8 protein-coding genes and 1 pseudogene are annotated in these 7494 nt (G+C 45.9%); 2 read left to right on the top strand and 7 right to left on the bottom strand.

All coding sequences use genetic code 11. The features are described from left to right. Nucleotides 1-61 precede the first annotated feature (61 nt). The 4 genes from DSM107010_RS32600 to DSM107010_RS32585 form a co-directional block, all read right to left on the bottom strand. Nucleotides 62-1138 carry a histidine kinase dimerization/phospho-acceptor domain-containing protein gene (locus tag DSM107010_RS32600; RefSeq protein ID WP_241994437.1) on the bottom strand — a complete coding sequence of 359 codons (1077 nt, stop codon included), beginning with the start codon at nt 1136-1138 and terminating at the stop codon, nt 62-64. After that, nucleotides 1135-1950, bottom strand: coding sequence for a response regulator transcription factor (locus DSM107010_RS32595; RefSeq protein WP_241994436.1), 816 nt, complete (start codon nt 1948-1950; stop codon nt 1135-1137). The genes DSM107010_RS32600 and DSM107010_RS32595 overlap by 4 nt, the downstream gene beginning before the upstream one ends. Before the next feature lie 53 nt (nt 1951-2003). Next, on the bottom strand, nt 2004-3623 hold the full coding sequence (locus tag DSM107010_RS32590) for an alpha-amylase family protein (protein ID WP_106168001.1): 1620 nt from the start codon (nt 3621-3623) through the stop codon (nt 2004-2006). 85 nt (nt 3624-3708) lie between these two features. Then, nucleotides 3709-4512, bottom strand: coding sequence for a M48 family metallopeptidase (locus tag DSM107010_RS32585; RefSeq protein ID WP_015152959.1), 804 nt, complete (start codon nt 4510-4512; stop codon nt 3709-3711). A gap of 193 nt (nt 4513-4705) precedes the next feature. Between DSM107010_RS32585 and DSM107010_RS32580 the strand changes: the two genes are divergently transcribed. Beyond that, nucleotides 4706-5434 carry a GDSL-type esterase/lipase family protein gene (locus DSM107010_RS32580; RefSeq protein WP_106168002.1) on the top strand — a complete coding sequence of 243 codons (729 nt, stop codon included), beginning with the start codon at nt 4706-4708 and terminating at the stop codon, nt 5432-5434. A gap of 495 nt (nt 5435-5929) precedes the next feature. Here DSM107010_RS32580 and DSM107010_RS32575 read toward each other — a convergent pair whose 3' ends face one another. From DSM107010_RS32575 to DSM107010_RS32565, 3 genes are read right to left on the bottom strand one after another with little or no spacing between them, the layout of a single operon-like run. Continuing rightward, a complete protein-coding gene (locus DSM107010_RS32575; RefSeq protein ID WP_127024963.1) occupies nt 5930-6196 on the bottom strand; it encodes a hypothetical protein in 267 nt (88 codons plus the stop codon). A 13-nt stretch (nt 6197-6209) separates the two neighbouring features. Further along, nucleotides 6210-6545, bottom strand: a complete 336-nt coding sequence (locus DSM107010_RS32570) for a hypothetical protein (protein ID WP_051033159.1) — start codon at nt 6543-6545, stop codon at nt 6210-6212. Further along, nucleotides 6514-6765 carry a transposase family protein gene (locus DSM107010_RS32565; RefSeq protein WP_084739136.1) on the bottom strand — a complete coding sequence of 84 codons (252 nt, stop codon included), beginning with the start codon at nt 6763-6765 and terminating at the stop codon, nt 6514-6516. Before DSM107010_RS32565 ends, DSM107010_RS32570 begins: the two co-directional genes overlap by 32 nt. A 116-nt stretch (nt 6766-6881) precedes the next feature. Between DSM107010_RS32565 and DSM107010_RS32560 the strand changes: the two are divergent. Further along, nucleotides 6882-7494 (top strand): annotated as a pseudogene (locus DSM107010_RS32560) (HEAT repeat domain-containing protein); the annotation flags it as partial.

Genomic DNA, 7494 nt, shown 5'->3' with positions numbered 1-7494 from the left:
GTCGAGACTGACGTAAATCTGAGTCTTGGTTTGTATTCTACCCTGATTTCACGCTCTTTCTTTACAAAGTCCCATTAGGAATATAGCTCTGGAAAACTCGCTGTCCCATCATCAGGGAACACTGAGCGGCAATTTCAGTACATAACTCCGATAAATTGACTGCTTGCATCTCAAAGGTTGCCGCGCGATCGCTGCGTACCAGTAATAACAAATCTCTGACTAGTCGCTCGGTACGGTTGATTTCGCGGCGCATCGCCCGCAGCAAGCGCGTGTTTTCTTCTGGAGTTGTTACCACTCCTCGCAGCAGCAGATCGGCATAGCCACCAATGACTGTCAGCGGTGTACGGAGTTCGTGCGATACATCCGCCAAAAACTGGCGCAACCTGTCTTCCGATTGCGTTTTAACGGCTAGGGCGCTTTGCAGTCGATCGACCATTTCATCAAACGAGCGAGCCAGTTGACCGATTTCATTCATACCTGGCTTGAGGTTGCTCCGCTGAGATAAATCGCCTTGGGCAATCCGATAGGCTACAACAGCCATGTACTCCAGCGGGCGCAAATTGCTGCGTACCATGAGAAAAATAGCGATGACAGCGATCGTTAACAAGATCAGACAAGCTACAACGGTAGAAAGTACGTGCTGACGTACCAATTGATAGCTGCTCTCTAGCGACGTACTCAGCACCGCTACACCCAGCGGCGTTTGGCGCGGGGGAATCGGCACGAGCGCCACCAAGATATCGCTGCCATTTCTATCTTTTATAATGTGGTCTTGCTTTAGCTCGCCTGCCAAAGCTGATGCATACCAATCTTTCGGTAACTGAGGCGCAGCTGGTTCGCCAATCGTGCTGTTGTGGCGACCGATCTCTCGACCGTAGCGATCGACAATTGACGCTCCTGTTTCAATTGAGCTGAGGTCTGTAGCAAGTCGATCGGCGATCGCTCGGAGTTTGTCATCATCAAATGACCGATTTAGTAGTTCGGTATCAATAACTGGCTTTGCCTGCGCTCGTAGGCGTAGACTTTCACGCTCGATCAAAAAGCTACGCAGGTTGTAGAGATCGTGGGTAAATAAAAACAGCAGTAAAGGCGCAATCAACGTCAGAGTGCTGAGCGTTAAGCGCCAGCGCAGTTTCATAAGCTGGTTTGGTTGTCTGTATTGATGGCAACTGCATCTAAATGTTGTTCAGATAAATGTTTTCCAGGCGGAACTTTTAACATATAGCCAATGCCACGCACAGTCCGAATTAAACCATGTGGATCGCGGTCTAGCTTGTTTCGCAAATTGCTAATGTAAACTTCGATTACCGTTGTGTCACCGTAATAGTCATAGCCCCACACGCGATCGAGAATTGTTTGCCGCTCTAAAACGCGGTCGGGGTGCTGCATTAGCAGGTGTAACAGGTTAAACTCTTTACGAGTCAGTTCGACAGGTACGCCAGCACGCCATACCTCTCTTGTATCTGGATTGAGGGCGATCGCTCCTGCGGTTAGTATATTGCTCGTTGGCGTTAAATGTCGCCGCAATGCAGCACGAATGCGGGCAAGCAATTCGGAAAAATGAAAGGGTTTAGTGAGATAATCGTCAGCTCCCAATTCTAAGCCTTTGATCTTGTCTGCTAAGTCGTCCCGCACCGTTAGCAGAATAATCAATACATCACTCTGCCGACGGATTTGACGACAGACATTAAAGCCATCTAGATCGGGCAAGTTTCCATCTAAGATGACAAGCTGTGGCGACCATGCGCTAGCTACATCAATCGCTGCATAGCCACGTTGAACCGATCGCACTTCAAACCCTTCGTAGCGCAAACCTAGTTCGATCAAGTCAATAATTGATTGTTCGTCGTCTACAACCAAGACTCGAATTGCTTGGTTGCTACCATCTCCCCGTTCCGGCTGGAAATGCTTTGGTTTTAGATTGTTCGATGCACCTGAGTTATTCATCATCTGAGTAGATAGATCTAGATTCCGATTGATGCAACTCGCCTGCGGTCATTTTTCTAATTTACCTGAAACCAACGATAACCGTAGCCAGAGATTTCGATGGAGTTAGAATGACAATCCATCTGTTCGTAGGGGCGATCGCTAAACACATCTAATAAATGCGGATCTTCTGCCGATTTCATGGTAATCGTGCGCGGCTGTGCGGATAGGTTGTGAATAGCGATGACTGTATTTCCATTTTGCTGAGAACTGTGAGCAAATACGCTTGGTTCATTTGTGGCGACGATTTTCCACTTACCAGAACCGAATTCTGGATATTGTTTGCGGGTGCGAATCGCTCGTTCCATCCAGCTAAGAATTGAATTAGGGTCGCGCTGTTGGGAAGTCACGTTGAGTTTCTGGTAGCCATATTCTCCTCGGTCGATCGCCGGACGCGCTAATTTGTCTGCTGGTGCAGACGAGAACCCACCATTTGCTTTACTTGACCATTGCATTACCGTGCGAACGCTGCCGCGACCCTCTAAAGAGAGATCGTCACCCATGCCAATTTCTTCGCCATAACGCAGCATTGGCGTACCAGGTAGAGTTAATAACAGACTGTAGACTAGTTCTACTCGCTGGCGATCGCCCTCTAGCATGGGTGGTAGCCTGCGCCGAACTCCGCGCCCCCACATCTGCATATTTTCTTCAGGAGCAAAAGCTTGAAAGATTTCCTGAATTTCAGATTCTTGCAGGCGATCGAGCGTTAATTCGTCGTGGTGACGGACGAAGTTGAGCCACTGACAGGTATGGTGAGCGTCGGGTAATATCTTCAGTCCCTCAACCAGAGTCGCCGCATCTTGCCGCGCCAGCGCCAAAAACATATGCTGGTTTAACAGAAAACTGAATAGCATCTGCATTTTGTCGCCATTGCCAAAATAAACCCCAATTTGGTCGGCATCGACATTAGCTTCAGCAAGTAAAATAGCATCAGCTCGCCGCGAAACAAGAAACTCTCGCATTTCAATCAAGAAACCTTCCAAATCTTCCGGCTTTGCGTCTGGAATGCCAATTCCTTGAATTAAAAAAGGTGCAGCATCAATCCGAAAGCCAGAGACTCCTAATTCCAACCAGAAGCCCATAATTTTACAAATTTCTTCCCTCACGGCTGGGTTGGCGATATTTAAATCTGGCTGTTCTTTGTAAAAGTGGTGTAAGTAATACGCTCCTGCTTTATCGTCGTAATCCCAAAGGCTATCTTCCACATCGGGAAAAGCAATGTGCTTGGGGTCAGCTGGCGGCGGATTATCCGACCATACGTAGTAGTTGCGGTATTTAGAGTTGCGATCGCTCCTAGCCTCTTGAAACCAAGGATGCGCGATCGATGTATGGTTGACGACAAGATCGACTATAACTCTAATTCCCCGTTCCCGCGCCTTGTGCATGAATTCGACAAAATCGCCCAACGTCCCCAACCGGGGATCGACACCGTAATAATCCATTACGTCATAACCGTTATCGCGGTTGGGCGAGGGATAAAATGGTAACAACCACAAGCAAGTGATTCCCAGCCCTGCAAGATAATCTAGTTTTTGAGTCAGTCCTGGAAAATCGCCTACTCCATCGCCGTCCGAGTCCATAAATGTCTCGACATCGAGAGAATAGACAATCGCGTTTTTGTACCAAAGATTTTGCATGGTAATGGGTAATGGGTAACTTTGTAGAGACGTTACTTTGTAGAGACGTTACATGTAACGTCTCTACACTGGTCGCCGATCGCTGTTAATCGTCGTCATCCCCTTGGAGTCTGGCAATGCGATCGCTGGTGGCTGGGTGGGTACTTAAAAAAGCTGGTATTGAAGATTGGTTGCGTAATTTTTCTAGAAAGGCAATCATTTGATTTCGATCGTAGCCAGCTCGCTGCATATTCTCAAATCCCAGCCGATCTGCTTCAAATTCTGCTTGACGGCTGCGCGGACGGCGCACGCCGAGTTCAACTCCCAAGGCTATGACTTTGTTGCGATCGACTCCTGCTGCATTTGCTAACCCTTGAGCGATCGCAGTTTGTCGCATTTGCTCTACTGTATGACGCGCTGCAATATGTCCGATTTCGTGTGCCAATACGCCAGCGAGTTGCGCTTCGTTGTCTACAGCTTCTAGTAAGCCTGTGGTTACGTAAACAAAACCCCCAGCGGTGGCAAAAGCATTGATGCTTTTATCCTTTACCACTTGAAAGGTATAGGGAATATCGGGACGAGAGCTAGTTTGAGCTAATTTTTGACCGATGCGATTGACTTTATCGTTTAAGGCGCGATCGCGCACGGGTTGAAATTGAGTGCTAAGGAGTTGTTGGTTAATTTGCTTGCCTAACTCTACTTCATCTCGGTCAGAAATCCTGTAGAGTTGGACGACTTGCGCTCCTTGCTGGAATAATTCTGCCCACGGAACCGACAAAGCTACTTCGGGGCTACCTGCACTTATACTTAATGCAGCCATCGAACCAAGTACTGGATAATACCAAGTACGGCAAGTACGGCGAGCGAATTTAGAAATTGCAATCATGCGTGAATTGGGAGAAACAGCCACCGTACCAAACCTCCAAGCAACTTATCACTAACGATCGCCTCTTTGTCACTATTTGTAGATTTTGTGGTTTTCTTGTCTGCGTGTCATCCTACTACTTATAGAGTTTTAAGCGCGTGGTGCGCTCAGGCGTGGTGCGCTCAGGCGTGGTGAGAAAGCTACAACCCTCTCACTAACTACCAACTACCAACTACCCATGAACGCTTTATTTATTTCTCTTAGCTTAAATGCTCTGGCTTTAACGTTAGCAATATTATTTGTCGCTAAAAAAGGAGGCGTTTCTTATTTACGAAGGAAACTTTCAAGGTCTGCTCGAAACCGCGATCGCTTTAGAATTCAAGTTGCTAATCCATCGTATTACTTACAGAGAGTTAGCCAGTTTCAACTTGCACCAATATCCAATTCAGACATCGTATTTTTGGGAGATAGTATTACTGATGAATGCGAATGGACTGAGTTGTTAGAAAATCCTCATGTTAAAAATCGCGGCATCTCTGGCGATACTACTATGGGAGTGTTAAATCGTCTTGAGGACATTGTGAGTTCTCAGCCAGCCAAAATTTTCATAATGATTGGAATTAACAATTTTATTCATTACCAGCAATCGGCAGTAGAAATTTTGGTGGATTATCAAAAGATAATCGTTGAGATATGCGATCGCAGTCCTCAGACTGAAATCTTCATTCAAAGTGTTTTGCCAATTAATCGGACTAAATCTGGTTTGAATGTCAGCGATCGCGAGATCTTACAATTAAATTCTGCTCTACAACAACTAGCAACAGAATATTCACTCACCTATATCGATTTATATTCTTATCTCTCGGACAAACAGCATCAACTAAAGGAATGTTACACGCTAGATGGAGTGCATTTAAACGGTCAGGCTTACTCGATTTGGAAGCATGTTATAGAAAAATATATGTAACAGATAAACTAATTGTAAATATGCTACCTTCACCTAAACTTCAGAGCGAGTCCAACTACCTACTTCTGCATCAGTTAAAGGTTTCTCCAATTTGGCATACTCAGCTTGAGCTGCACGTAACAAGTGTTTCATCTGCACGGATTCCCTTATTCATCCTCCTACTAGCTCATTAAGAGAAAACTAATACCATTTCACTAAAACTATGCTACAGAAGATCCCCCCTAGCCCCCCTTGATAAGGGCAGGGCTGATCTATTGAAGAAAGGAAAATAGACGACTCAGATCGTGAGCTAAATGACGCATCCCTTGGGTAATTGAGTCAAAACCATTGAAGCGGAAGAGATTGAGTGCAATGGTTCGCACAATGGCAAAATTGACAGGGGCATGACCATCACATCAGGGAGAGCAATCTTCGTGAAGTACTACATTTTTAATCCAGTGGAGGCGATTTTCAATCTGCCAGTGAGAACGAATCAGTCGTGCAAATCCTGTCGCATCAATTGCCAGAGAACTGACGATCGAACATTGTTTCACTAAACGGCTGATTTGCCCTTGTGCCAGTACGTTCGACTCGAATCATCTGTTGTATTCCCAGCCATTGCGGTTCGATCCCAGCAATTGTGTCCAAAACGCTCACCTTCCTTTGGGTGTATCGGTCGCGGCATTGTTCGATGTGGAGATTTACACTCAAGGGGGGAATTGGCTCAAATTGAGTCCTCAAATACGCCAGTAAATTTGGTTGGTTAGCTTTGACGGCAATCACATAGTCATTTTCACTACTGATGATTTGCCCGACTGTTTTTTTGGGTGTGTAGTGCATCTAAACTGAAGCACACACCCTTGAGTTGTAGCTTGTCCAACAACATCTCCACTGTTTTGATTTCACCCTTTTGATGATTTCTCATTGATTCTAAGCCTACCACCACACCTTGAGCCACACTCAAAGCAGATACTACACTGACAAAATCTTGATAAGCAGAGTCGTAATCGCTCAGGCTGGCTTTGATGCTCTTGCCATCGATGGCAATTTGCTCTAAGGGCATTAGTGTAAATGTCTCTTGTGCCCAGGCATTGAACGCCTCAGTTAGAGACACAAAATCCACCCGCACCATGACTCGCCGAATCGTCGAGCTTGCTTGGTAGTCGTTGGTTCGGCAATTTCAACAACTCTAACAACAGTGATTGGTGGCGTGACACGAAGTCTGCTAGCGGACGATATCCATTGCAACCGCTCATCGTGCCCATAATCACCAACACTAACACTACCCACAACGGATAACGCGGTTGTGTACGGAAATCCCGTACTCTTTGCAGATGCTCAATCAAACTCATCAGACCGAGTATGCAATTAAACTACTCCTCCATTATTTATTTTCTTCCCTCAATAGATCAGCCCTGCTTGATAAGGGGGGTTGGGGGGATCTCTTTTGTCGTAGTCAAAGAGTAAATTGGTATTAGTTGCTGTCAAAACTCTGCAACACTTGGGAGAAGAAGATGCGATCGATGCTTTAATAACTGCTTTGCAAGACGAAAGTACTGCCGTGCAAAAAATTGCGATCGAGGCACTGTGGGAAATTGCCAATCCTATTGTAGTTCCCGCTTTAATACCATGTCTTGCTTCACCTGACGCAGAAATTCGTAGCGAAGCGTTGTCGGCGTTAGGCGAGTTAATTGCTCCCGAACATCTACAACTTTTACTAGATTCCCTACAACAAGAAAATTTCTATCTACAATCCAACATCCTGATTCTTTTACGCAAAATCCATGATGCTCAATGTTTACCTGCGATCGTCAAATTCTTCAAGTCAGAAAATCCCGAACTGCGAGAGGCGGCGGTAACGACTTTATCTTATCTAAACCAAGTTCAACGTTGTCCGCCAGTCCTAAAGCTGATGCAAGATTCTGATGGCAGTGTAAGACGTGCGACAGCTTTAACGTTGGGTCACTTGGCTGATGAAGAAGCGATCGCATTATTGACGCAAGCACTCACTACCGATCCAGATTGGCAAGTGCGTCGCAATGCCGCAAAATCGATCTTTATTCATGCTAAACCATCAATAA

The organism is Chroococcidiopsis cubana SAG 39.79 (assembly GCF_003991895.1).
GTDB classification, from domain to species: Bacteria; Cyanobacteriota; Cyanobacteriia; order Cyanobacteriales; family Chroococcidiopsidaceae; genus Chroococcidiopsis; species Chroococcidiopsis thermalis.
This window is presented reverse-complemented; position numbering and strand designations above follow the sequence as displayed.